This is a genomic window from Candidatus Poribacteria bacterium, assembly GCA_026706025.1.
Taxonomy (GTDB): domain Bacteria; phylum Poribacteria; class WGA-4E; order WGA-4E; family WGA-3G; genus WGA-3G.
In genome coordinates this window covers 72,725-97,522 of record JAPOZO010000088.1, presented here as the reverse complement: position 1 = coordinate 97,522, position 24,798 = coordinate 72,725, and the positions used below count along the sequence as shown (strand labels likewise).

19 protein-coding genes and 2 tRNA genes are annotated in these 24,798 nt (G+C 49.0%); 14 read left to right on the top strand and 7 right to left on the bottom strand.

Translation table 11 applies throughout. The features are described from left to right. Nucleotides 1-64: 64 nt before the first annotated feature. The 9 genes from OXH00_22610 (at nucleotide 65) to OXH00_22570 (ending at nucleotide 9,567) form a co-directional block, all read left to right on the top strand. Nucleotides 65-2,482, top strand: a complete 2,418-nt coding sequence (locus tag OXH00_22610) for an endonuclease MutS2 (GenBank protein ID MCY3743816.1) — start codon at nucleotides 65-67, stop codon at nucleotides 2,480-2,482. Between the two features lie 78 nt (nucleotides 2,483-2,560). Continuing rightward, the gene (gene dnaG, locus OXH00_22605) at nucleotides 2,561-4,357 is read left to right on the top strand and encodes a DNA primase (protein ID MCY3743815.1); all 1,797 of its coding nucleotides are present in this window, start codon (nucleotides 2,561-2,563) and stop codon (nucleotides 4,355-4,357) included. An 18-nt stretch (nucleotides 4,358-4,375) separates the two neighbouring features. Next, a complete protein-coding gene (gene rpoD / locus OXH00_22600; GenBank protein MCY3743814.1) occupies nucleotides 4,376-5,914 on the top strand; it encodes an RNA polymerase sigma factor RpoD in 1,539 nt (512 codons plus the stop codon). A gap of 307 nt (nucleotides 5,915-6,221) precedes the next feature. Continuing rightward, nucleotides 6,222-6,294: transfer RNA gene (locus tag OXH00_22595), tRNA-Ile, on the top strand. 11 nt (nucleotides 6,295-6,305) lie between these two features. Then, nucleotides 6,306-6,378: transfer RNA gene (locus tag OXH00_22590), tRNA-Val, on the top strand. A 26-nt stretch (nucleotides 6,379-6,404) separates the two neighbouring features. Beyond that, the gene (locus OXH00_22585; GenBank protein ID MCY3743813.1) at nucleotides 6,405-7,478 is read left to right on the top strand and encodes an amidohydrolase family protein; all 1,074 of its coding nucleotides are present in this window, start codon (nucleotides 6,405-6,407) and stop codon (nucleotides 7,476-7,478) included. Nucleotides 7,479-7,682: 204 nt separating this feature from the next. Beyond that, complete coding sequence (locus OXH00_22580; protein ID MCY3743812.1) at nucleotides 7,683-8,759, top strand: amidohydrolase family protein; 1,077 nt, start codon at nucleotides 7,683-7,685, stop codon at nucleotides 8,757-8,759. 135 nt (nucleotides 8,760-8,894) lie between these two features. Next, entirely contained in the window at nucleotides 8,895-9,137 is a 243-nt protein-coding gene (locus OXH00_22575) for a hypothetical protein (protein ID MCY3743811.1), read from the top strand. After that, complete coding sequence (locus OXH00_22570) at nucleotides 9,130-9,567, top strand: Rieske (2Fe-2S) protein (GenBank protein ID MCY3743810.1); 438 nt, start codon at nucleotides 9,130-9,132, stop codon at nucleotides 9,565-9,567. Before OXH00_22575 ends, OXH00_22570 begins: the two co-directional genes overlap by 8 nt. A gap of 78 nt (nucleotides 9,568-9,645) precedes the next feature. Here the strand turns inward: OXH00_22570 and OXH00_22565 are convergent, their stop codons facing one another. Continuing rightward, complete coding sequence (locus tag OXH00_22565; protein ID MCY3743809.1) at nucleotides 9,646-10,443, bottom strand: phytanoyl-CoA dioxygenase family protein; 798 nt, start codon at nucleotides 10,441-10,443, stop codon at nucleotides 9,646-9,648. Nucleotides 10,444-10,561: 118 nt separating this feature from the next. After that, nucleotides 10,562-11,608, bottom strand: a complete 1,047-nt coding sequence (locus OXH00_22560) for a leucine-rich repeat domain-containing protein (GenBank protein ID MCY3743808.1) — start codon at nucleotides 11,606-11,608, stop codon at nucleotides 10,562-10,564. A gap of 418 nt (nucleotides 11,609-12,026) precedes the next feature. On the opposite strand from OXH00_22560, the gene cas6 reads away from it, so the two are divergent. Beyond that, entirely contained in the window at nucleotides 12,027-12,509 is a 483-nt protein-coding gene (gene cas6 / locus OXH00_22555; GenBank protein ID MCY3743807.1) for a CRISPR system precrRNA processing endoribonuclease RAMP protein Cas6, read from the top strand. Between the two features lie 10 nt (nucleotides 12,510-12,519). Here cas6 and OXH00_22550 read toward each other — a convergent pair whose 3' ends face one another. Continuing rightward, nucleotides 12,520-12,723, bottom strand: coding sequence for a hypothetical protein (locus OXH00_22550; protein ID MCY3743806.1), 204 nt, complete (start codon nucleotides 12,721-12,723; stop codon nucleotides 12,520-12,522). A gap of 27 nt (nucleotides 12,724-12,750) precedes the next feature. Between OXH00_22550 and cas2 the strand changes: the two genes are divergently transcribed. Then, the gene (gene cas2, locus OXH00_22545) at nucleotides 12,751-13,026 is read left to right on the top strand and encodes a CRISPR-associated endonuclease Cas2 (GenBank protein ID MCY3743805.1); all 276 of its coding nucleotides are present in this window, start codon (nucleotides 12,751-12,753) and stop codon (nucleotides 13,024-13,026) included. A 153-nt stretch (nucleotides 13,027-13,179) separates the two neighbouring features. Here cas2 and OXH00_22540 read toward each other — a convergent pair whose 3' ends face one another. Together OXH00_22540 and OXH00_22535 are read right to left on the bottom strand one after the other, a co-directional pair. Beyond that, on the bottom strand, nucleotides 13,180-14,826 hold the full coding sequence (locus tag OXH00_22540) for a pyridoxal-dependent decarboxylase (GenBank protein MCY3743804.1): 1,647 nt from the start codon (nucleotides 14,824-14,826) through the stop codon (nucleotides 13,180-13,182). Nucleotides 14,827-15,709: 883 nt separating this feature from the next. After that, nucleotides 15,710-15,847 carry a hypothetical protein gene (locus tag OXH00_22535; protein ID MCY3743803.1) on the bottom strand — a complete coding sequence of 46 codons (138 nt, stop codon included), beginning with the start codon at nucleotides 15,845-15,847 and terminating at the stop codon, nucleotides 15,710-15,712. Between the two features lie 484 nt (nucleotides 15,848-16,331). On the opposite strand from OXH00_22535, the gene OXH00_22530 reads away from it, so the two are divergent. Both OXH00_22530 and OXH00_22525 read left to right on the top strand, forming a co-directional pair. Next, a complete protein-coding gene (locus OXH00_22530) occupies nucleotides 16,332-17,840 on the top strand; it encodes a HEAT repeat domain-containing protein (protein ID MCY3743802.1) in 1,509 nt (502 codons plus the stop codon). Nucleotides 17,841-18,208: 368 nt separating this feature from the next. Then, nucleotides 18,209-19,360 carry an amidohydrolase/deacetylase family metallohydrolase gene (locus tag OXH00_22525; GenBank protein MCY3743801.1) on the top strand — a complete coding sequence of 384 codons (1,152 nt, stop codon included), beginning with the start codon at nucleotides 18,209-18,211 and terminating at the stop codon, nucleotides 19,358-19,360. Between the two features lie 72 nt (nucleotides 19,361-19,432). On the opposite strand, the gene OXH00_22520 is transcribed toward OXH00_22525, so the two are convergent. After that, nucleotides 19,433-21,037 (bottom strand): hypothetical protein, encoded by a 1,605-nt coding sequence (locus OXH00_22520; GenBank protein MCY3743800.1) that lies wholly within the window; start codon nucleotides 21,035-21,037, stop codon nucleotides 19,433-19,435. A gap of 253 nt (nucleotides 21,038-21,290) precedes the next feature. Here OXH00_22520 and OXH00_22515 point away from each other — a divergent pair, with 253 nt between their 5' ends. Then, a complete protein-coding gene (locus OXH00_22515) occupies nucleotides 21,291-22,418 on the top strand; it encodes a Gfo/Idh/MocA family oxidoreductase (GenBank protein MCY3743799.1) in 1,128 nt (375 codons plus the stop codon). A gap of 106 nt (nucleotides 22,419-22,524) precedes the next feature. On the opposite strand, the gene OXH00_22510 is transcribed toward OXH00_22515, so the two are convergent. Further along, the gene (locus tag OXH00_22510) at nucleotides 22,525-24,786 is read right to left on the bottom strand and encodes a hypothetical protein (GenBank protein MCY3743798.1); all 2,262 of its coding nucleotides are present in this window, start codon (nucleotides 24,784-24,786) and stop codon (nucleotides 22,525-22,527) included. Nucleotides 24,787-24,798: the final 12 nt, after the last annotated feature.

The window sequence follows — 24,798 nt, the reverse complement described above, 5'->3', positions numbered from 1 at the left end:
TTTGCCATTCTATAGTTTGCCGTAGCTGCTTGAATTCCAAGCGTATCTGAAAGAGGACGAACCTGTGTTAGCCAGTGTTGAAAAAGCGTTAGAATACGATAAGATCAAAATGCTTTTGAAAAAGTATACCGCTTCTCAACTTGGGACTGCGCGGGTCGATACCCTTACGCCGTCTTATGACATTGATAAAGTCCGTTACCTGCAGACGTTATGTAGTGAAGCCAAATTCTTTCATCAACTCTACGGTGGGATTCCGTTAGCAGGTTTAAGAGACATCCGAGAATTATTGGACCATGCTGCCAAAGTCGGTTCAATCTTAAACGCTGAAGAACTCCTTGATGTCCGAAAAGTTGCGAAGATTCCAAGCGACATCCATCGTGTATTTGAAAAGCGCGAGCGCGAGGAGTTTCCTAACCTCTTTACTATTGTGGACGCCCTGCCAGCGTTTCCTGAGTTAGTTGAGGCGATCAACTATTGCATTAATCCAGAGGGTATCCTACTCGACCGCGCAAGTCCGAAATTACGATCAATCCGCCGAAAATTATTGCGTCTCCGTGAAAATATACATCAAAAGCTTGAAGCGACGCTTCGCTCTCCAGAATGCCAAAATGCGATTCAAGAACCGGTCATTACCTCTCGGAACAATCGGTATGTCATCCCAATCAAACAAGAGGCGCGCGCATCTTTCCAAGGTGTAGTCCAAGCGCAATCCACAAGCGGTGCGACTTTTTTTGTCGAACCTTTGGGCATTGTGCAGATGAACAATGAATTACACGAAGCTGCTGAAGATGAACACCGTGAAATACAACGCATTCTCCTTACGCTGACGGATCACGTCCGAGATCACCTACCCGAATTGGAATCCGCCCTTGAGTTATTAGCAGAGTTTGATTTTTTGAACGCAAAAGCACGCTTTAGTTTAGCACTCAACGCCGTTGAACCTAAGCTGAATACCCGCGGTAACGTCAAGCTCATTGAAGCGCGGCATCCGTTGTTGGAATTCCATCTTGAGAATGAACAGTCAACTGATCCTGATGCTGAAGCGGACGTGAAGTTACCGAAACAGGTCGTACCGACAAATGTTCATATCGGCAAAACGTTCAAAACGCTAATCATCACCGGTCCGAATACTGGTGGCAAAACGGTTGTCCTTAAAACAGTCGGGCTGTTGGTGCTGATGGCGCAGTCCGGTTTACATATTCCAGCGGAACACGGAAGTAAAATCGCTATCTTTGACCATGTGTTTGCCGACATCGGCGACGATCAAGGGATCGAACAGAGTCTGAGTACCTTCTCTTCTCATATCACTAAGATTGCCGAGATGCTTACAACAGTCGAGGTTTCTCACCAATCACTTGTACTCTTAGATGAAATTGGTGCAGGGACAGACCCCAGCGAAGGGACGGCTCTCGGTATGGCACTCCTTGATTGGCTCGGTGAGAGGCGGGTCAATACAATCGTTACAACGCACTACGGGGCACTTAAGGCGTATGCACATACACAGCAAACTATGGAAAATGCATCAATGGAGTTTGACTGGACAACACTACGCCCCACTTACCGACTGCAGGTAGGTATACCGGGCAGTAGCAACGCCATAAAGATTGCCTCCCAATTAGGGATTCCGCTCGAAATTCTTGATGAAGCACAAACCCATATAGGCAATAGTGCCGTCGCTGTTGAAGACCTACTCGTGGAGCTGCAAGAGAAACAGGATAAATTAGATACGGATCAAAACCGTTTAGAAAATAAAATTCGAGAGACTGATGCTGCATACCAGAAACATACGAAACTCGCTGAAACCTTGGAAGCCGAGCGACAGACGCTAAAACAGCAGGCTGAAAATGAGGCACGCGAAATCGTTGCCGGGGCACGGCGTACCGTGGAAAACCTTGTCGCTGACATACGGAAAAAACAAGCCTCTAAAGATAGTATTCAAAACGCTTTCTCAAAGATAGAAACTGCGAAAAAATCACTCCGACAGGAGCCACCCAAAAAACAGGCTGACCCACCGAAGGTGGAAGTCAACGTTGGCGATAAGGTCCGAGTCAAGAAACTGAACCGATTCGGTGAGGTTATCGCTATTAAATCCAACGGGAAAACACCGCTCCAGGTGCTTGTAGGGAATATGCGAATGCAAGCCGACTACCACGACATTGACTCGGTCCATCCTAAACAGAAAAGTGCGAACCTCTCAGCTTCCGTCCTCGATATTCAGTATAGCAAAGCCAACGCAATTGCCGATGAAATCAACCTTCATGGGATGTTCGTAAAAGAGGCGTTGGATGTCACCGTCAAATACCTTGATGACGCAGTCCTCGCGGGGTTACCATCGGTACGTATCCTCCACGGAAAAGGGACCGGCGCCTTGCGTAATGCGGTTCATGAGGAGTTGCGTGAAAATCCACTTGTATCCAAATATCAGTTTGCATCCTTTGATCAAGGCGGTGAAGGCGTAACCGTCGTTACATTCAAAGGGTGAACATGACTCAATGTTCTGTAGGAAACTTTGACACGAAGAGGCAGATTCATCGTGAACCGTCCTTCTACAAGAAACTACGTGCCACGTGAAACAATCGACGAAATTCGGAACCGAAGCGACATCGTTGAGGTTATTTCCGAATGCGGGATCGCGCTGCGTCCTGCCGGTCGAGATTTCAAAGCACTGTGTCCGTTCCACACGGAGAAAACCCCTTCCTTTACGGTCTCAGTGCAAAAACAGATATTTTACTGTTTCGGGTGTCAAACCGGTGGGAATGTCATCTCCTTCGTGCAAAAGCATGAGGGCAAATCCTTCATTGAGACAATGGAGTGGTTAGCCGGACGGTTGAATATCGCGCTCCCGAATCAGGATGCCCGCGAGAGCGCGGATCGCAAACGGGTCACGAACTTAGAGGATCTCAATCGTTTCGCAGTCGAGTACTATCACCGCCAACTCCTCACTGAGGGTGCCAGCGCGCCTGCAAGGCAGTATCTTAAGCGCCGTGGGGTTCAACCCAAGACACTTCGATCGTTCCAGCTCGGATACGCCAGATCTGGACGGCGGGAGCTCGTGAAAGTTGCGACAGACAAAGGTTTTACAATCCAGCAGCTCATTGACGTCGGGCTAATTAAAGACGAAGACCGGGGACCTCAGGACCGGTTTTGGAACAGAATCCTTTTTCCCATCCAGAATGAACGTGGTGCCCCTGTTGGTTTCGGTGGACGCGCACTCTCTGAAGAGCATCAACCCAAATACTTAAATTCTCCCGCAACGGTTCTATATGATAAAAGTAAAATTCTCTACAATCTTGACAAAGCGCGTCAAACTATCTACAAGCAACAGCGTGTGCTCCTTGTTGAAGGTTACATGGATGTTTTAATGCTTTATCAGTCTGGTGTTGAGAACGTTGTTGCTTCCTCTGGTACTTCTTTGAGCGAAGACCATGCACGTTTGCTAAAGCGGTTTGCCCCGGAAGTCGTCATTGTTTATGATGGAGATGCCTCCGGTTTCCAAGCGGCACAGCGTGGGTTACTCCGACTGCTCACTGAAGATTTACGCGTGCGTGTTGCTCTGCTTCCGACGGGAGAAGATCCAGACTCATTTACACGGCAGCACGGTGTCGATGCTTTCACGGAACTTATAGACAAGTCGATAAATCTCATCGAATTTCAGATTCAGTCCGCTATTCAGAGTCAGGACATTCACCGGATAGATGTAAAAACGCAAATCGTGAAAGAAGTTACCGAAACGCTCTTGAATCTCAAGAACCGCGTTGAACGCAGCGAATACATCAAATACGCCGCGCGGGAACTTCATGTTGATGAACGTGTACTTTGGGATGAATTACGAGACGCTGGTCTCAAAGGTAGCACCGATTCTCGTCCGATGCCGCAAAAGAAGGCTGTACAGCAGAAGTTATCGGCACGCGCCCAGATCGAACATCAACTTATTGAAGCGTTAATCCAAAATCCAACGTTAATTCCGTATGTCAAATCCCAATTTGACTATCAACATTTCACGGAACCGCGCTTCGCCAAAGTCGCACAATTGCTTTGGGAAGCCAGTGGAAATGATGATAGTAAGGGGATAGATATCCAGGCACTGATCAGTGAGTGCCCTGATGAAAATCTGAGTGCCTTCATTTCAAGTGCGCTTTTACGGAAAGCCCCCGCGCCGAACCTACAAGCAAGAGTGGAGGGATGCCTCAAGAAATTGCGCAATTTCCACTTACAGGATCTTGAGCAGCGCGTCCGATCACACGCACTCGCCGAAGGCGCAGATGAGATGGAAACACTTGAGCAGTTGGTAAAACTTTCAAATGAGAGACGTGCCCTACGCGGTCGTGGCGTGCGGGACACTCACGATGAAAATTAAATGAAGAAGGAGTTGATAATGGATTTTAAAGACCATCCTACGCTTGATTATCTTGATGTTGACGGAACTGATGAACTCGGGTATGACGATGAATTGGCTGAAATAGCCGCGGCCAGCAGCGGCTATACCGATGACTCAGTGAAGGTGTATATGCGCGAGATGGGGAAATTCCAGCTGCTTGATAAAACGCAAGAGGTCGAACTCGCTAAACGGATTGAAGCCGGCCATCGAACCGCCCATGAAGCGACCTTCAGCACAGCACTCGCAATTACCGAGATTCGGAAGCTGCTGTATAAAATCGTTACCGCTAAGAAACGAGCTTCCGATATTATTGATATGCACGTTTCCAGTACTTCAACGCAGAATAAGGAAAAGAAACTGCGTGAGCAGGTCAAGAAGGCATTGGGTGTACTCGAAAGCCTTGAGATGGAACGCCTCACGGCTAAGCCTACTGCGTCCTCTACAAACGGTAAGCGGCCTACCAAGAAATCGAAGAACCGCTCGCACCTCATTAAGACCCTTGAGCAACTGAAGATTGATCGTGAAGAGATTAGTAAGATCTCCGACCTCGTTAAACAGGCAGAGTATCAGGTTAGCAGGTGGGAAAGCGAAATCCAGCAGATCCAACAGAAGTCTGATATTCCTGATGAATGGCTCAACGGAAGTAACGGCGCTGCACCGAAGTTTGAAACCGATTCGATGAAAGCTGCCTATGTGACCATTGTCCGTTTACAGCGCAATATCCGGCAGCATATGAACGAAATCGGCATTTCTCGCGAGCAACTCAGATCTCTGACGCAGCAAATCGACAAAGGTGAGTCCGAAGCACAGGATGCAAAGATGGCAATCGTAGAAGCCAATCTCCGACTCGTTGTGAGTATCGCGAAGAAGCACAAACACCGCGCATCGGGTCTCGAATTCCTTGACTTGATTCAGGAAGGCAATATCGGATTAATGCGAGCCGTTGACAAGTTCGATTATCAGCGTGGTTATAAGTTTAGCACCTACGCCACATGGTGGATTCGGCAAGGTATCACACGCGCGATCGCTGATCAAGGACGAACCATCCGTATCCCTGTACACATGCACGAGCGGATTAACAAAATTCGGCGGGTTCAACGCTCACTCTTGCAGGAATTGGGAAGTGAACCGACAGCTGAACAGATTGCTGAGGACCTCAAGATTTCAACCAGCAAAGTCAATGAAGCACTTGCAGTCGCGCCAGAAACCGCCTCTTTGGATACCCCAATCGGTGAGGAAGACGATAATCCTCTCGGTGCTTTTATTATGGATATCGATTCTCCGTCCCCTGTCCAAGAGGCAGAATTGAATATCCTCAAAGAGCAGATACAAGATGTCCTCTCCGAATTGAATGAGCGTGAAAGGAAGGTCATCTCTCTCCGTTTCGGGATTGATGACGGCTATCCGAGAACGCTCGAAGAGGTCGGTAATATCTTTGATGTAACCCGTGAACGTATCCGGCAAATTGAGGCGAAAGCACTCCGTAAATTGCGACACCCAAGGCGAAGTCGAAAACTACGCGATTTCGTCCACTAACGAAAACCTAATAGTCTGTCACCCTTGAAATGAGAGATAAATCCGGTTCGTAGTCGTGCGATTCATCGCACGGCAATCCAAGGCGCAATAATGCACTTCGCATTTGGGCGAGTACGCCGCAGAATTGTGCCACTACGAACCATCTATCAGTTTAGAGGTGACAAAGCACTAAGTTGCCACCCCTCGGTAGGGTTTATTTGCTTGGGTGTTCCCTTCAACTGACAACCATCCTTCTGCAACTGATAGCCAATTAAAAATTTGATTTTAAATTCAGAATATAGTATAATTCTTATATTGAAAAAATGAAGGGCCCATAGCTCAGTGGTCAGAGCCACCGGCTCATAACCGGTTGGTCCTAGGTTCGAGTCCTAGTGGGCCCATACTCTTACGTGGGGCGTTAGCTCAGGGGTACGAGCGCTACCTTCACACGGTAGAAGTCACTGGTTCAAATCCAGTACGCCCCATCGTTTGCCGAACCGAGGAGACGGAGATGGAAAGTTGGGAGACTCCACATTTCGTAGAGGCAGGGGTGAAAGCAATTGACTGCGACATTCATAACGAAGTCCCGTCTTTGCAGACGCTCTATCCTTACATGTCTGATTTCTGGTGCGATTATTGTCAGAACTCTGGCTTTAGGGGTCCCGATGCGAGCGATTATCCACGCGGTGCCCCGCTAACGACGCATCCGGATGCTGTTTCCCCATGGGACATTGATCTTTCGCATATCCGAGCGCAATTACTTGATGGCTGGAATCTTGAATACGGTATTCTTAATTGTGCCTACCGGGTGCAAAGCATTCATAACCCCGACCTCGCCGCGGCGATTGCACACGCAGTAAATGATTGGCAGATAGAACATTGGCTCGATCCAGAGCCTCGACTCCGCGCTTCGCTTGTGATCCCAAGCCAGATTCCAGAACTCGCCGCAAAGGAAATCGAACGCGTCGGTGAGCATCCAGGGTTTGTTCAGGTGATACTACCTGTCCGTTCTCGGACACCCTACGGGAACCGACTCTACCATCCGATTTATGAAGCGGCAGTCCGGCATAATCTCGCTATCGGTATTCAGTACGGCGGGGCACCCGGTACCCAACCTTCACCGACAGGCTGGCCATCAACATTTTTAGAGGAATATGCTGGAATGACGCAGGTCTTCCAAGCACAGGTAATTAGTCTCGTTGCGGAAGGGATTTTCGACCAGTTCCCAGAACTACGTGTTGTCCTCATTGAGAGCGGTTTTACATGGCTACCGGCAATGATGTGGCGGATTGATAAAGAGTGGCGCGGCCTCCGAAACAATACACCGTGGGTCAAACATCCGCCGTCGGAATACATGCGAAAGCATATTCGGTTTACGCTACAACCTGTCGATGCACCGCCGACACCGGAGCAGCTACTTCAGATCATCGGTCAATTGGAATCCGATGAAATGCTAATGTTTTCAACGGATTACCCACATTGGCAGTTCAACACACCCAACGAGGCACTGCCCTCCGAATTGCCGGGTTCACTCACACGTAAGATTTTGCACGAGAACGCAAATAATTTCTATCAACTGTTTTAATAGTTGTCAGTTGTCAGTACGATTTTTTCTCCGAAAAAAATCTTTCAGTGGTCAGTGGTTTTCAGTTATCAGAGCGATTTTCTCTCACTGCGAGGCATGAAAAATCTTTCAGTTTTCAGTAAAGAGACCTCTTGAATTGTCCCAACCCTCTTTTAACTGATAACTATAAAGACTGATAACTATTAACCCATGGAGATAAACGCGATGGAAAATACAACAACGAAACGTTTGAAATACCCAGTTATTGATTGCGATATCCACAACTCTGTGCCGCCGGGCGGATTGTCTCCCTACCTGTCTCAGCGGTGGCAGGATCACCACAAAACCTTCGGTCTCCGCGGTCAAATCGGCGGATACTATCCGCGCGCACTGCTCAACGCTGCACGGCACGATGCCTGGCCGCCATCAGGGCTCTCACCCGGTGCAGATTTAGGGTTTATGCAGGAGCAACTGTTGGATGCATGGGATATTGAATACGGTGTGTTGAATCCGTTAATCCCTGTCGGTGAGCAGCTGAATCTTGCGTATGGTGATGCGCTCGCAAGCGCGGTTAACGATTGGCAGGTTGCCGATTGGGTTGAACCTGAGCCCCGTTTACGCGCCTCTGTCGTCGTTCCTTATGAGAACGGGGACCTTGCGGCTGCCGAAATCCACCGGTGCGGTCCAAACCCAGCGTTTGTTCAGATCCTGCTTCTCGCGCGGACAAGGGAGCCGCTTGGCAACCGAAAATATTGGAAAATCTACGAGGCAGCCGTTGAATACGATCTTCCTATCGGTATCCACTTCGGCGGCAATCAGGGCCCCATTACAGGTGCCGGGTGGCCCTCCTATTACATAGAGGACCACGGGGGTATGCCGCAAGCCTTCCACACGCAAGTTATCAGTTATGTCTGTGAAGGTGTGTTTGACCATTTCCCGACGCTCAAAGTTGTGCTAATTGAGGGCGGATTTGCCTGGCTACCACCACTCATCTGGCGACTTGACGCAACATGGGAGAAACTCCGCGTTGAGATCCCGGACCTCAAACGCAAGCCTTCGGAATACATCCGCGACCATTTCTGGCTCAGCACACAGCCGATGGAAGAGCCACCGAAACGCGAGTATTTCGAGCAGATGCTTGAACAGATGGGCATGAACGACAAACTCATGTTCGCAACGGATTACCCACATTGGGATTTCGATTCTCCTGACCGTGCGCTGCCCAGTTTCCTGAAACCGGAGTTACGCCAGAAAATTCTATCAGAAAACGCCCGCAACCTTTACGCGTTTGATAAGCTGTGATTCAGATGTGAAAAAATATTGACGTTTGCCCTTCCGCTTGCGTCGGATCTGCAGAATAACTTACTAATATGGCAATGGATTTTGAGCGGTCTGATTGTGGATCCTGCCGAAATTCGCCATCTGTTGGAGGGCCCTATGTTAGAATCAGCAACGTATCAATATATCCTACAGCAAGGTATTGAGCAGGGTGCTCGAGAAAGTACCATTGAAGGCATTCTTGAGTCCTTGGAGATTCAATTTCACGAGAGTGATGTGCAAACGTTAAAGCCGATGTTGGAATCTATTCAAGACCTGCAACGTCTCAAAGATTTGCGGCGCGCAGCGATGCAAGTACCGAGCCTTGAAGCATTCAAACGCTTTTTGACAACCAATGCCTAAATACGTCGTAGCAACCTCAGACGAAATACCTCCGGGTGAACGCAAAATCGTCGAAATCGGCGGACGTTCCATCGGTATCTTTAATATTGATGGCGAATTCTTCGCGATCCGTAACAGTTGTCCGCACCAAGGTGGACCGCTGTGTAAAGGCATCGTCACCGGATTTTTAGAATCACCAACCCCAGGCACTTATAACTACACCCGCAAAGGTGAGATCCTCCGATGCCCGTGGCATAGTTGGGAATTCGACATCAAAACCGGGCAATCTTGGTGGAGTCCTGCCCAACGCCGTGTCAGGAAATACGAAGTCCAGATCGAAAGCGGTGAGGATATTGACGCATCCAATGCCGAACGCGAAAAAGGTCCCTACGTCGCCGACACATTCCCAGTTTCCGTCGAACAAAAATACGTCGTCATCGAAATTGATTAGATTTTCTTCCCGTAGGCGCCAGTGTTTTTGCTGGGGTGTCTTCCCGCGCTCGCAATCTTGCTGACCGCTGACGGCTAATTACGCCTCTTCCCCACTAATTACTTTCTCCTGATCCCCCGGTGAATAGAAATACGAGCCCGGTTTCCAATCCCCGATGTCCCCAATCAATCTCTGCTGACGCGGTGTACATCGCTCCATAAGTTCAGGCGATGCCTTTTCGTAATCAAAGGGTCGAAAACACTGGTGGCTGTAGCAATAAATTAAAGTCTTGCGAGGCTGTTCCGATCGGTTTGCAACAACGCCGTGCCACAAAGCATGCGGAAAAACCGCAGCATCTCCCGCTTTCACACACAACTGCACCGCTTCAGGGATATAGGGACCGTCCTTGACCCCTGTTTCTGGAAAAGTACGATTGTGGCTCCCCGGCACAACCGTGAAGTTTCCACTGTCCGGATCCTCAAGATCCGTCAAAAAATAGTGGATTTTGACTTGCAGCGGCGAACTCGATCTGCTGACCCGAATCGTTCGCATCGCCTGTCCACCGTCCGTATGCAAATAACCTTGATCTTTTGGATTCGGCGGACGAACAATCACCTCCGACATACTCAACTGGATAAAATCCCCTATCAACTCGCGCACAATCGGAAACGTCACCGGATGGTCCATCAGATCAACGAAAATGTCATTATCTTCCATTACATTCCGCTTATCAAATACCGAATCGGCAGTGACGTTCTCACCTTTCCGAAACTCAGCATCCATATCATTGACCGTTGCTGTCAATGCCTGTACCTCGTCAGGAGAGAGAACCGCTTTCAGAACGATGTAACCCTCCGTTTTCCACTGCTTACGTTGATCCGTCGTTAAAATTCCCATCTTATATAACCTCTATAAATGTAACTATTTCGACGCTTTTGTAGAGGGGTCTGTACCCCTGATACCATCATTCTCTCCCTTTACTTCCAACCCTAAATATTCACCTTCTATATTTTTTTTACAGGTCTACCCTAACACCTCTCTCTTGGAGTGTAGGAATATGTGTACGAATGGCAGCCTCGTCCAAAGGGTTGCCTTTCAACCAGAGGGTGTCCCTGTCGCCCAAGCCTCTATTCGCCGCGAGGGGGACGATGTCCGATATCTGGTTATAGGACAGCCACAGATTTATCAGATTTGTGAGATTTTCCAGCGGTGAAATATCGGATAACTGGTTCCCACCGAGGCCCAGTTCTGTCAAGTTTGTGAGATTTTCCAGTAGTGAAATATCGGATAACTGGTTCCCGCCGAGGTGCAGTCCTCTTAGATTTGTGAGATTCTCCAGTGGTGAAATATCGGATAACTGGTTCTCGTTCAGGAGCAGTTGTCTTAGATTTGTGAGATTTTCCAGTGGTGAAATATCGGATAACTGGTTCCCGCCGAGGCCCAGTTGTCTTAGATTTGTGAGATTTTCCAGCGGTGAAATATCGGATAACTGGTTCCCACCGAGGTGCAGTCCTCTTAGATTTGTGAGATTTTCCAATGGTGAAATATCGGATAACTGGTTCCCAGCGAGGCCCAGTTCTGTCAAGTTTGTGAGATTTTCCAGTAGTGAAATATCGGATAACTGGTTCCCGCCGAGGCCCAGTTCTGTCAAGTTTGTGAGGTTTTCCAGCGGTGAAATATCGAATAGTGGTGAAATATCGGATAACTGGTTCCCAGCGAGGTACAGTTCTGTCAGGTTTTTGAGATTTTCCAGTGGTGAAACATCAGATATCTGGTTCTCGGTCAGGTGCAGTTTTGTCAGATTCACTGCGTATTCTAAACCCGTGAGATCTACAATCTGGAGGTTATGAGCCCTAAGTGTTCCCAGGTTCTGCAACACCTCTGCCGTCAGTGGGGCATCTGTTGTCAAACCGAGTGCCTCACGCACAGCAGCCGCTAAATTGGGATCGGGTATTAAGTCAACTGCTATGGGGGGTTTAACGACGTGCTGCCCCCTTTCACAACCGCAGATACACACACAGCACAATAAAATCACAAGCAAGCGTGTTTCACAATTTCTCATTGGTGTTCCTTTTTATTTCACGACTGTTCTAATCATGGCATTATCGGTTCTTAGCGGTCCAGTTCTATGTTCTCGAAACAGCGCATGCTACGCATACTACAGAAATGATAACAGATTCAACCCAAATTGCCAACCTAAAAATCAAATTTTACCAAGTCTCGTGCCAAACCGCTAACAAATCAGCGTCTGTATCACACCCTGAGATCCTGCAAAGGTATTTTCAAGCGAAATTAGCGGTTTTATGGATATAATTTTCTTTTAATTTTAAAATGTTGTATGGTGTAAAATTAGATATAGGATTAATTATTTTTAAATCGGACTCCAAAACAAACGCGAGCAGTGTCAACTCGATAAAGTCGAGAGTTTACCCGCCCATGACAGCCATCAATCTCAGACGATTTACACAGCAGAAACTGGGATGCTGACGGATGATGGACTGATGCTTGGGTTGGCAGATGTGATGCCCGCTGCGCCGCATGCCACCGATACGATTGAACTGGAATTTATCACACCTACCAGTATCAAAGTCGATGGCAAGTGGACAGGCAAACTAACGTTTGAACACCTCATCCGCAATTTGCTGCGGCGGATCCGGTTCCTGAGTTATTTCCATTGTGGCGAGGATTTGGATGTGGATGCTCACGGCTTAATTGCGGCTTCCACTGCTGTCAGTCATGATTCTCGCTTGAATTGGCTTAGGAAGGATCGGTACTCTGACCGAGCGGAGAAATTCGTGCCGATGGGTGGGTTTATTGGGAAAATCCATTTTTCAGGGGAATTAGAGCCGTTTCTACCGTTTATCTATCTTGGTGAGTATCTGCACATCGGGCATCATACGGCGTTTGGGTTTGGACAGTACCGCATCTGTGGATTGGGAGACAACCCGCCGCCGATAAACTGAGTCGCAACGTCTATCCCGTTACTGTCTTGAGGAGATTCTCAAACCAATTGCGCATCTCCTCTTGTGTCAGAATACCGACCCCGAGGAGAATCACGGCAATAATAGCGATCCAGATAAAGAGACGAATCGCGCCCTTCACAATAGCAATCACGAGAAAAACGGCGAGTATCACTGCAATTATCAAAAATATTGGGGAACTGATAAATTCAGGCATAATGGATTCCATAAAAGGCAATTTTCAATGTTCTATGTTATTTCTTATGATATTCCGGATGACCGGCGACGCGGTCAACTCGCCAAAGTCCTCAAAGGGTTCGGCACCCGCGTCCAATACAGTGTGTTTGAAGCGCACCTGACCCGGACACAGTACGAGGCACTCCAGCGCGCCGTCGCAGGTGTTATTGATCTTTCTGAGGATTCAGTTCGTTACTACGCGCTCTGTGGTGCCTGCACCAGACGCATTGAAGTCCCTGCTGTCGGTGAGGTAACGTCGGATCCCCAGACAATCGTCGTTTGAAATGCAACAGAACGGACGTAAAATGCGTTCGTTTGCTTGCAGGATTGGAAAACAAGAAGATTAGAAGTGTGCGGGAAGTCCTTCCATTCTTCCATCCTTCCATTTTTTCCATCAAGAATATTTCGGTCGTGTATAAATCCTAATGAATACAAACTAAGAGTCCGCGCTACACCCGACCTTCTCCCGTGCCTCCAAAACCTTATCAACAACAGTTTTGACATCGGCTTCATCGACAAACGGCGATAGGATGTACGATTTCAACGCGACAATCGGTTCGCCATAAGCGGTGTGTCGGTAACAGTCGGTTGTGGAAATGACCACGCCCCTGCCCTCCATCGCCTCCGAATGCACGTATTGGAAAATTTCTCGATTATAGGCGTTATGGGTGATCAAACTCTCATGATAGGCAGCATCCTCAAATTCCTGTTGCTTGATTGAGAAGGTATCCACCGTCTCAGGATAGGCGCGGAAGAGGGTGACGGTTCCAAAGTTCTCTCGGTTCAGCACGGTGGTACCCGCATGCCCTTCGAGGTGTTCCCGCAGGAGTTGTGTCATTTCAACGATGTGTCCGATGATGGCTTGCAAGCCTTGTTCCCCGAACAACCGGAGATTCGCAAGGGCTGCAAGAGGCCCCGTCCCGGCTCTGGAGGTTTCAAGCGTATACATGCCGGGGCGGTGTTCCCCGAAGTGATAGAGATACGGCATCTGTTCCGGATGACGCTTCACCAAATTGAAGTCCTCTCGATTTTTGACGAGGACGAGACTGGAGATATAAGGGGTAAAGCCCGTCTTATGAAAGTCGATCCCGATAGAATCCGCGAGGGAGAGGTGCCGTATGCGTCTGCACGTGCCCGCCAAAGCCCGAACGGTGCGCGGTCGGAATTCTAAGGGATTTCCCTCAAGATCGTAGTCGTTAAATACCGACCATGCCCATCCGATAACTGCGTCGGCGTGAACGTGCGGTCGGTAGTCGAGTTGGAATTCATCGACGAGGTTGTCTCGTAACGCCACAATGCTCTCTAAATCGTCTAATCCGAAGGCATCCGTAGTGCCCAATGTCGCGATGATGGCAGCAATCTTTTTCCCGTTTGTGAGTGCTTCTCGAACCGCTTGTTCCAATTGGGCGAGGTCAATTTCGTTGTCATGCGTCGTTGGGATTGTAACCAGATTGTTCGTTCCGATGCCGAGCCAACCGACAATGTTCGTTGCACAATAGTGGCCTGCGTCTGATACGAACACAACCGCCTCTTCGGGTGTCCCGTTTTGCATCGTTCCCGGGCACGCCTTTTCTAAACCGAGTTTCACCCCGTAGAGTGTCGTTCCGGTACCGCCAAAGGTAAACACACCACTTGCCTGTTCGGCGTCATATCCAATCATGTTCGCGGTCATCCCGACGACTTCAACTTCAGCCAACGCCACCAGTTGACTGTATTCATCCCAGGTGATATTGGGGTTGTATAGCGAAGCAATAAGCACACCAATCACGCTTGGTATTGTTGTCGGCGGGATAACGTTCTGCTGTGTCCGAGGATGCCCGAAAATCGTCATCCCTCGGAGATAACCGATGAGTTCAGCCGTGACATCTTCAACCGAGGACATGGCATCCGGTAACGCTGTCTGTCGCGCTTTTTTAAAGTCACCAGAGACGATACTCCCGAGCATCGGCAGATGTGTTTTGAGCGCGTCCACCTGGTCCAGTGCACGCATGATGGAATGTACGAAATAGGAATCATGTATCGGGTCAGACGTCGGTTGCGGGAAGGCAAGTCTAATGTTTTGTAGAATATCGCGGTAGTTCACGTTTTTTCGGTCTCCATTATTAGCATTTAGGGGTTGCATTGGCACGATTGAATTATACGTTACTTCCGCTCATAAATCAAGTTATAATCCGAAACGACTCCCGGTTTTTGTAGGAGGGTTTCCAACCCCAATACTCTACTTATAGTGGATATTAGGGTTAATGAGACATTGTAAACCGGTACGGTTAGGAAACCGCACCATAAGTGTCAATTTAGGGATTTTTCGTGCCATTCCCGTCTTATTAAGTCTGAACTGTGATTTCTGTGATTTTTGTGATTTTTGTAATAAGGTATCTGAGGAAAAATAAGATGCTGATTGTGGTGTTGAAGTTTCTACAGAGAGGAGGTTCCTGCGGAACTGCTGAGTCGTCATGCCTGGGTTTTCAGTATTCATTTTCTTGTGATGGGTTGTCTTATCATGGGAATCATGGCAATCAGGGAAATCGCAGCTCAGAAGTCAAAAGTGTAAAGCGTTAGTATTCTCCTGTAGGTTGGGTTGAACGGATATTTCTAAAATGCTGGAAACTAACCCAAGCCTAAGCCTTCTCCAGAGATGGCACGCCAAACAGAAAACCGAGAGAAACCCAACACCTTTGCGGTTTATGGGCACCTGTGGGTCTGAAGTTGGGTTTCACTGCGTTTTTGGCTGTATAGGACGACAGGTTGGATTCGAGGGTATTGGCAGACCAACATCTGCTTTCTTAACCCCGTTCAACCTTGGGGAAATCCGCAGAAATCCGCAGAAACACCCTATCAAATACCCCTATCAAAGACCCCAAGCAATACGCAGAAATACCCTATCAAAAACACCCCAAGCAAAAACACCTACGGGACGATGTGGTTTTTTCCTAAATAGACACCTATGGTACACCGCAAAACTGTACCTACTGGGTCTCGGTGAAAATTAGAGCAAAGAATGGAAAACTGAATGCCTCTGTGCTTTCTCGTTTGAAGGGAATTGGGAAAGGGCGGTCAACAATCAGCAGTCGGCTATCAGTCAAAGGTGTGTAAAGTTTTGACATTGGCGGCTCTTATGTTTTTGTAAGAAGGGTTTCAACCGCGATAGAGAAACGATCATTGGATAGAAAGATGTCTTAAAATTCGCGAAATCCGTGTCATCCGCGATAATCCGCGATTCAGACAATACCTTATTTCATCCTTCCCGTCCTAATTGTCACCCGCTATCCCCAATCCTTGGATCACATAATTCACAGTTTAGACCAAATAGTACGCAGTTTTCAGTACTCAGTACTCGGTTAAGAGGTACTTTGATGAATCACATTTCTGTTTCATGGAATACTGAAAACTGATAACTATAATAAAACAGATGACAAATAAATTCGTGTCAGGTAAAATAGAGGAACACGATTTAGTTTTCCTGTAGGAAGGTTCTCCGGATCCTGATGTAAATGTCCTGATTGCTGACGGAAACCGATGGAAATCGAAAGCCGTTCCTCTGATGACTGAAAACTGATAACTGACAACCCCTAAAAGGGAGATTTGATCATGCAAGCGAACCCACAGTTAAGCGACAGCAACAAACTGACCGATGCGCAGATGCGCGATTTTATTGTGAATGGACATCTCACCATAAAAACCGATCTGCCACGCAGTTTTCATGAGACTATTTATCGTAAAACGCAGGAATACACCGAAAAAGAGGGGAATTTAGGGAACAACATCTTGCCGCGTGTCCCTGAACTGCAAGCGGTTTTTGAGGATCCCGCTGTCCGTGGCGCATTTACAAGTATTCTCGGCGAGAATTATGTCATGCATTCCCATCGGCATCCGCATCAAAACCGTCCACACAGTGATGGACAGGGGTTCCATAAAGATAGTTACTGGGGGTATCAGAAGGTGCGTCACCACTGCCCGCGTTGGGCGATGGCGTTCTACTACCCGCAGGATTCACCGCTCGAAATTGGACCCTCAGCAGTCCTACCGGGAACGCAGTATTACAGCACCCGAATCACCGAAGCCAACGATGGTGAATTAGCACTCAGTGGCGAGGCTGGTACCCTAACGATTATCCACTTTGACCTCTGGCATCGTGCCATGGCGAACCAGACAGACAAAACGCGCTATATGATGAAGTTCCAATTCATCCGGATGGACGCACCCCAAGCACCGGAGTGGAACGTGACGGATCCACAGTGGACATCCGAAGACATCAACCCAGCGACCCCAGCGCATCAAGGCACGTGGCGACATATCTGGAACTGGATGGCAGGCGAGTCCAACGGAGATGCAACACAACCAACCCATGGCAACCTCACAGACTCTATCACAGCGTTAGGCGGTGACGATCCGTTTGTCCGTTCCCGCGCCGCTGATGAACTCGGTGCGTTAGGTGAATCCGCTGCGGAGGGGGTCCCGCATCTCATCCAAGCGTTACGTGATGATTATGAACCTGTCCGTTTGAACGCCGCTTATGCACTCGGCGCGATCGGCGAACCGTCTGTTCCGCAACTGATTGAGGTGTTAGGTGATGAGAACGGGCCCACGCGACGGATGGCAGCTTACGCGCTCGCTGCAGTCGGTGCCCCTGCGGTCCCCGCCTTGAGTGAAGCATTACAGCACACAGCGGATGTCGTTCGCATTGAAGCCGCCTATGCGTTGGCACAGATAGGTGATTCGGCTGAAGCCGCTATTCCAGCGTTGATGGAACGCACGAAAGACGAATGCGCTGAAGTCCGCCGTTATCTCGCTGAAGCTTTTGGAAGTCTCGGGGCAACCGCCGCGCCTGCAGTACCGCACCTAACCGATATGGTTGCGGATGATGACGACAAACAAGCACGCTTTGAAGCAGCATTGGCATTGGCACAGATTGGACCCGCCGCAAACGACGCAGTGCCGGTACTTGCGAAAGCCCTTTGGGACGAAGATCGCTATGTTCGCGACAACACGATCCACGCCCTGAAGCGCATTGACACCCCCGAAGCGGAATCAGCACTGTTTGATTATCTACTGATGGCACGATGGTGTCCGGTCACAAATCGCCAAAGCACACATTAACAAAGTTTAAGTAATCCCCAGGTCCGGTAGGTGCGGTTTCCCAACCGCACCATAGGTGTCAATTTAGCACCTTTCCCCAGGCCCGGTAGGTTCGGTTTGCAACCGAACCGGAGTTATCCGAACCGGGTCTTCGTTTTCTTGTTTAGTCGAAACCCTGTTTAGTAAACGCTGGGTCTGAAGGTTTTCGCGTCGTATCCGATGCGGTTGCAAACCGCATCTACCGGTCCGGGGTCTTCACGGCATAACTTTTTTCTAAAATTGACACTTATGGTGCGGTTTCCCAACCGCACCGGACTTTGCCAAGAAATTACCGAATTAATCTTTTAATCTTCATGCAAGCGCGCCTATTGTCTATCTGAGGACTCCCCATGAACTATGAACTGATCATAAAAAATGGTACTGTCGTCGATCCCGCGCAGGGCATCCATGCACGCAAAGATGTGGCATTCGCGAACGGACGCGTCTCGGTTGTGAGTGATGAGATTCCGACATCCGAAGCGAGGGAAGTACTTGACGCATCAGGATGCTTCGTCACACCCGGTCTTATCGACTTACATGTACATGTCTTCTACGGTGTAAGCCACTTCGGGATTGAACCCGATCCGACATGCTTAGCACGCGGCGCGACGACGGTTGTGGATGCAGGTTCAGCAGGTGCTGACACGTTTCCCGGGTTCCGTAAATATGTCATTGATGTCAGCGACACGCGTATCCTCGCGCAATTGAACATTTCATCGCAAGGTATGCTCACAGAGGAAATTGGGGAGTTAGAAAACCCCGATTATGCAGATGTTGGTAAGGCGTGCCGAATGATAGAACAACATCGCGACATCATTTTGGGAGTCAAGGTTCGCTTGACGCGTGAGAGCATTGTCGGTGCGAGGGCACAGATGTTGCCGTTGCAGAGGGCACGTGAAGCCGCCGATGCTGCGGGGCTGCCTATCATGGTTCATCCGCAAGATGCTTGGTGCGAGTCTATTGACGATATATTGGCACTCATGGGTGAACGTGATATTCTGACACACTGCTTCCACGATATGCCGTGCGGTATTTTAGATGAAAACGGTAGGATTCGGGACTCTGTCCACGCAGCGATTGAACGTGGTGTTATCTTTGATGTCGGACACGGCGCGGGTTCTTTTAGTTGGGATGTCGTTCAGAAAGCGATGGCGCAAGGCGTTGAACCGACGACAATCTCCTCTGATCTGCATGTCTATAACGTCAACGGTCCCGTCTATGATCTCGTGAATGTCGTTAACAAATTCCTGTATCTCGGTATGTCGCTCGACGATGCACTTGCCAAGGTGACGCGTATCCCTGCCGAAACTATATTGATGCCGGGAGAGGTCGGGACATTGGCTGTTGATGCGTGGGGTGATGCGGTAATCTTTGAACTTCGTGAAGGTGAATTCCAGTTGGTGGACGCGCGCGGTGAAACCAAAATAGGCAGGCAGAAATTGGAACCGGTTGTCGTTGTTAAAGGTGGACAAGTGTATCGCCAACGGCACATACACGACTAAAGTTTCACATACGAAGAATTACAGTCTGCAAAAACACCTCGCCCTCTGATCGCTGACTGCTGATGGCTCTCATTACGGATGTTGTTCTCCCGCCTTCGGTTTCGCCTTCGGGGCATTGGAATCCTGTCCGAAACGGATGTGAAGTGACGCGCCGGGCGCGTGTTCTTTTCCGTAGAGCACATGCTTAATACCCCAGAAAATGACTGTCGTTCCAACCAGTGCGACAATACCCCAGATCAATGTCTGCCAAACCCAGTCAGTGAAGGAAAAGAGACTCCCTGTCTGTTCCGGCACAGATAGTGGCCCCAATGCCATCAGCACAGTGCAGATAATCGCATTGAGCGTAATCACACCTTCTGTCACCAGACGGTGCGGACTGAAACCGACCAAAGCGCGTTCAAAGTTGAAAATAACCACCCACCATATAAATACAAAATAGAGCAGCTGTCCTTTTCCTAACCAACTCGTCGGAATGAAAGCGAGAGGCTCGCGGAAATGCACTGACAGAAGTCCGACACAGGCGATACCGAGGCCTATATAGAAAAGTTCAAACCATCCGATCCATCCTCTTGAGTGTCGGAACCACCCGACAACAGGCAGCCCGAAAAATCGTTCGGGTAAACCCTCAACCAAATCCACCCACGTTCCTGCTGCCTTCCGATAATTGACATAGGTCAGTAAAATCAGCACGCAGAACACAGCTAATATTTCTGTCCACTGTGGGAGATTCGAGGCGGTTTCTAAAAGTGGTGCCCGATTGAGAAGGAGGCCGAACGGTATTGCAATCCCAAGTCCGAATAAAAAGCCTTGCGTCTGCTCCATGACACTATGCCAATTCGTTTGGAGTCCTGTCCGGATGCAAATGAGTTTCAGCAATTGTCCAAATGAGAATGCAATACCACCGCCAAAACCTGTCATCAGCGTAACAAAAGCGACACCGCTGAGTTCATAACGCGAACAGTACCCCAATATCCCGATAACCATACCGACACAACCTGCCCAGTTGTCCCCACGCGGCGGTGTCATACGGAGGCGACAAACGTTTACGAGCAACAAAAACCCGCCGAACCAACTGATGCCCAGATATAGGACGAGGTTCGTGCCCATATCCAAACCCCCACGGAACAGCGCGACGATGAGTGCAGCGAGGATCGCGACCAGTGCTGCCACCCAATCGGTATCGTACCAGTAGAGAGCACTTTCGTGCCGTTGCATCCGTTTTGGTGCGAGAACACGATCGATAATTACCGCTTGGAGCGACCAACCGATGAACACAGCAGCGATTGGTGTAAACAACAAAGACAGCTGAGTATGCGTCAGAAACGCAGGCAGCGCAGTTCCCGCGCCACCCAAAGCTGCCCACAAAAAACCGATAACGAAGAGATTCGCAAACCCGTAAAACACAGTCAACGCGTGTGACGAATGGCTGTACCCGACAACCATCATATAGGACATGCTCCCGCCGAATGACCAGCCGATTGCACCGAACAGCGCGAAGTAGTGGACATGTCGCCACCAATCCTCTCTTCCTGAGAGCAAGACGATTGCCATTGCAGCGAGTGCTCCCGCAAGTGCTGCACCATATTCATGTCCGAAGTTTCCGCGTATTCCCCATCCGACACAAAGAGACAGACCACACAGAAGTACCATTTCCCACGGGATAATTGCCATGTCCATATCTATAGCCTCCATCTTACCGATGATTTTGTTATTCTATTATGTAGGATTTCGCGTTTGTTGTCAAATTTTCCATGACACAAACCTCTACACCCACCTTCCATCCTTCCGTTCTTCCTGTACGCACGATCTCCCGATCGCGACGGTTACTGACAACCGATAACTGAAAACTGAAAACTAAGAATTGCATCTATTTCGTGTACGTGATACGATAAACGCATAAGAAAGCGTTATCTACCGGAGGTTAGAATTTATGAGTCGTATACGGATAGGTGTTATCGGGTGTGGCGCGATCGCGCAGGTCCATCATCTCCCCAATCTTACCGCGCTCCATCGCGAATTTGAGGTGCCAATTGTCTGTGATCTTTCTCACGGTGCTGCACAAGCAGTGGCAAAGCGTTTCCATGTCCCGCAATTCGTAACAGATTACAACGAATTGTTGGCAACAGATGTAGATGCCGTTCTACTCTGCCACGGTGACCCTAAGACGGAAGTTGCCCTTGCCGCGTTTGAAGCCGGGAAGCATGTCTTTATTGAGAAACCGGTCTGCTTTTCATTGCAAGAGATGGATGCCATGCTAAATGCACAACAGAGAGCCGGTACGGTCGCGCAAGCCGGTTATATGAAGGTGCATGACCCGGCTTTCCAGTTCGCTAAGCGCGAAGTTGATACGATGGAGAGTTATCGCTTCGTCCAAATTAACCATCTCCATCCGAATAACAGTTTACACCTGAGCCAGTTTGATGTCGAACGGTTCAACGATGTGTCACCGGATGCATTTAAGCCAGCAGGCGCAGCGCGTGAAAAAGCACAAGCAGAAGCCATTGGGAACGTGTTATCACAAGCCGGACTTGAAAGCGATGTCGAAAACAAGGCAGCACGGGTGTTCTACCTGCTTGCTGGCAGCATGATCCACGACATCTACAGTTTACGGGTTATGCTCGGTTCACCGAGCGAAGTCATTAGTGCGGAAGTTTGGTCTGATGGACGTGGGGTGAGCATTGTGTTTGCCTATCCGAACGGTGCCCGCTGTGTCGCGACATGGGTAGACTTACCAGATCTGTGGGACTTTAAAGAGACCTTGGAGATATACGGCGATAACAAACGGGTTATCGTTTCATATCCTACCGGCTTTTCGAGAGGTATCCTGTCAGAGGTAACGATACACGGAATAGACACCGATGGCACGACCTATAGCAAAACCCCCGCTATTGAATGGGAAAGTGCTTTTGTTCGGGAATTGCGCCATTTCCACGCATGCATAACAGAAGGTGAAACGTGCTATACTTCACTGGCATCTGCACGGGATGATATCGCTTTGATTATTAATATAGTGCGGTGTTACGTGCAACGGGAGTCGGTTGTATGTGAAAATGGGTAAAAACAGGTAACAGTGCGAAAGTGAAAAGTCTGGGCAAGCATAAAACCTGCCCAGACAATTGAATTGAGCCAGACACAGGGATCTGTCCTTACGGTTGGCTTCGGAATTATTCCTCTTCCGCTGGTTCCGCAGGCTCCGCAGGTTCTACCGGTTCCACGGGGTCCCCAATTTCTTCTGGTAGCATACCATCAACGATTTCTCCAGGAAGCATGCCATCTACCATTTCTTCACTTCCTATTGTGACGAAGGCATCTTTGAGACCAATCACAATAAACCCGTCGATATTAATTGTGATTTCGACAGTCGGTGCAGGTCCGAAATCCGGTGGGAATGGTAATCCACCTAATGGTGGAAAACCTTCAGGCAGTATTAACTCTGGTGGCATTTCACCATCTTCAGGCATCTCACCATCTTCAGGCATCTCACCGTCTTCAGGTGCTTCACCATCTTCAGGCATCTCACCGTCTTCAGGTGCTTCATCGTCTTCAGGCATCTCACCATCTTCAGGTGCTTCACCGTCTTCAGGCATTTCACCATCTTCAGGTGCTTCATCGTCTTCAGGCATTTCACCATCTTCAGGTAACGGTAGACCTTCTGGTGGTAAAAGATCTGGTGGTAAAAGATCTGGTGGTAAAAGATCTGGTGGTAACGCGCCTGGCGGCGGTCCCAACGACTCAAGCGTTATTGTGATTAAGCTTGGGTCAATCTGCTCTTCTTCCATCTTTTTGATGAGTTCGTCCAGATTCTCAGGTAGTGGTTTAGGTTCTTCCTCTGGTCCAAAGAAAAAGAAATCGGGTCCAAAGAACGGATTGGGAGGACCGAACGGGTTCTCAGAAGCAACGCTAAGAAGCGCAGGACCAGCAGGGAAATCCTCCGGTACCTCAAGCGTGACCTCTCGCTGGATTGTCCGTTCGTTCCCTGCAGCACTCCAGTGTGGAAGTAGCACGACCGAAACCGTGAGATCTTCGCCAGGGGTGATTCCCTCTTCAGGAACGATAACTTCATGCAGCTCCGCTAACATAATTTGGGGTTTGTCATGGATAGAAATTGACACATCTGTCAACGTAGCTTCCCCCGCGCTGTTCGAGAGCGTATCTGAGAAAGCGTGGATAATCCGATCAACGTTTAGCAGCACATCAATAAACGCAGCCGGAGAGGCACTCCGAAACGATTCTGTGTAAACGGTTTCCGTCTCTTTGAAACGGAGTGTGACAGTCCCGTCCACTGTGGAAGAACTTATTTCCTGACGGATGGAATCCATCGTAAGGGCTGCAACGATTGGTAGGAACAATTCCTGACCATAGGCCACCTTGTGATTTTTTTCCACTACGGGACCGTTACCTGCTTGGTAAGTAACCTTTACCGGAATCATTGATGGGACCGTACCGAGTTCACCCACGATTCCTGGCAGGAGGTCTTTGGTAATTGTTCCGATTGGATTCCCGTAAGCGGATACAGATTTAAAAGATATCGCCAAGCTGGTAACAATACCGTTGGTGACGGCTCTATAGACGGGTAATGCCGATTGACCGCCATAAATCATCGGATGGCCGAACGCTATAAATGTACCGTCGTCGTAAACCTGTGTCACCGTACCGAAACCGATAGAGTTGACGACATCACCTGTCGATACTGCAACACCGATCATATCACCAGCGGCGAGTCTTGTTGTCACCGTTGGCGGTGCTGCCGGTGCATCATTAATATCGGCAAACAATTGGACAAAGTCAAAGTGAGAGCCTTCCAGATGTGATGAAAGTTGTTCAAGTCTGTGCGGTTGTATCCCGGAGATCGTGAGAGGCGTTTTCACAGGCGTATATGCTGCTTGGATACCACCCGGTGCAGCAGCAGCACGTTCCGCATCAAATATCTCACCAAATGTTTGGTGGTTAATTGCGTTTTCCATTGCATCAATGGATGTCGCCAAGAACCGATATGGTGCAGAGGCAAAACTGGTGCCATAAGCGAGCGCGCCCATAATGCGCCCTGGGGGACCGACCGGACTTCCCGACATACCTTGTGAAATACCCCCTATTGACTCAGCGAGTTTATCTGTCAATTCAAATTCGTAGAGTGGGAACCCGAATCCTAAATCTCGAACGCCACGGAACTGTGCCTCAAGCGTAATTCTGTTTGTTCCTTCAAGCACTGTGACGATTTGAACGGGTGTCTTATCCGTTAGTTGTCGCGCTTCGTCCTCATACATATTTTCGAGGACAATATCGCCTAAGAGCGGCGCGCCACTAAATGCTGATGCTTCATCGATTACCGCAGGGTTCTCAACTTGTGTCTGCTCTTCATCAGAAGAACACCCCAAATGACTGAGAAGCACTATGGCAATACCTGCCAGCACAAAAAATTGTTTCATTTTTTATTTCTC

Excerpts from the sequence above, each read along its gene's own strand:
- OXH00_22550 (MCY3743806.1), bottom strand. The coding sequence starts at position 12,723 with ATGCCTGAATTTATCAGTTCCCCAATATTTTTGATAATTGCAGTGATA.
- OXH00_22525 (MCY3743801.1), top strand. The coding sequence starts at position 18,209 with ATGAACTATGAACTGATCATAAAAAATGGTACTGTCGTCGATCCCGCG.
- OXH00_22515 (MCY3743799.1), top strand. The coding sequence starts at position 21,291 with ATGAGTCGTATACGGATAGGTGTTATCGGGTGTGGCGCGATCGCGCAG.
- OXH00_22560 (MCY3743808.1), bottom strand. The coding sequence starts at position 11,608 with ATGAGAAATTGTGAAACACGCTTGCTTGTGATTTTATTGTGCTGTGTG.
- OXH00_22535 (MCY3743803.1), bottom strand. The coding sequence starts at position 15,847 with ATGTCAAAACTTTACACACCTTTGACTGATAGCCGACTGCTGATTGTT.
- cas2 (MCY3743805.1), top strand. The coding sequence starts at position 12,751 with ATGTTCTATGTTATTTCTTATGATATTCCGGATGACCGGCGACGCGGT.
- OXH00_22565 (MCY3743809.1), bottom strand. The coding sequence starts at position 10,443 with ATGGGAATTTTAACGACGGATCAACGTAAGCAGTGGAAAACGGAGGGT.
- cas6 (MCY3743807.1), top strand. The coding sequence starts at position 12,027 with ATGCTGACGGATGATGGACTGATGCTTGGGTTGGCAGATGTGATGCCC.
- OXH00_22520 (MCY3743800.1), bottom strand. The coding sequence starts at position 21,037 with ATGGACATGGCAATTATCCCGTGGGAAATGGTACTTCTGTGTGGTCTG.
- OXH00_22510 (MCY3743798.1), bottom strand. The coding sequence starts at position 24,786 with ATGAAACAATTTTTTGTGCTGGCAGGTATTGCCATAGTGCTTCTCAGT.
- OXH00_22530 (MCY3743802.1), top strand. The coding sequence starts at position 16,332 with ATGCAAGCGAACCCACAGTTAAGCGACAGCAACAAACTGACCGATGCG.
- OXH00_22575 (MCY3743811.1), top strand. The coding sequence starts at position 8,895 with ATGTTAGAATCAGCAACGTATCAATATATCCTACAGCAAGGTATTGAG.
- OXH00_22570 (MCY3743810.1), top strand. The coding sequence starts at position 9,130 with ATGCCTAAATACGTCGTAGCAACCTCAGACGAAATACCTCCGGGTGAA.
- rpoD (MCY3743814.1), top strand. The coding sequence starts at position 4,376 with ATGGATTTTAAAGACCATCCTACGCTTGATTATCTTGATGTTGACGGA.
- OXH00_22580 (MCY3743812.1), top strand. The coding sequence starts at position 7,683 with ATGGAAAATACAACAACGAAACGTTTGAAATACCCAGTTATTGATTGC.
- OXH00_22585 (MCY3743813.1), top strand. The coding sequence starts at position 6,405 with ATGGAAAGTTGGGAGACTCCACATTTCGTAGAGGCAGGGGTGAAAGCA.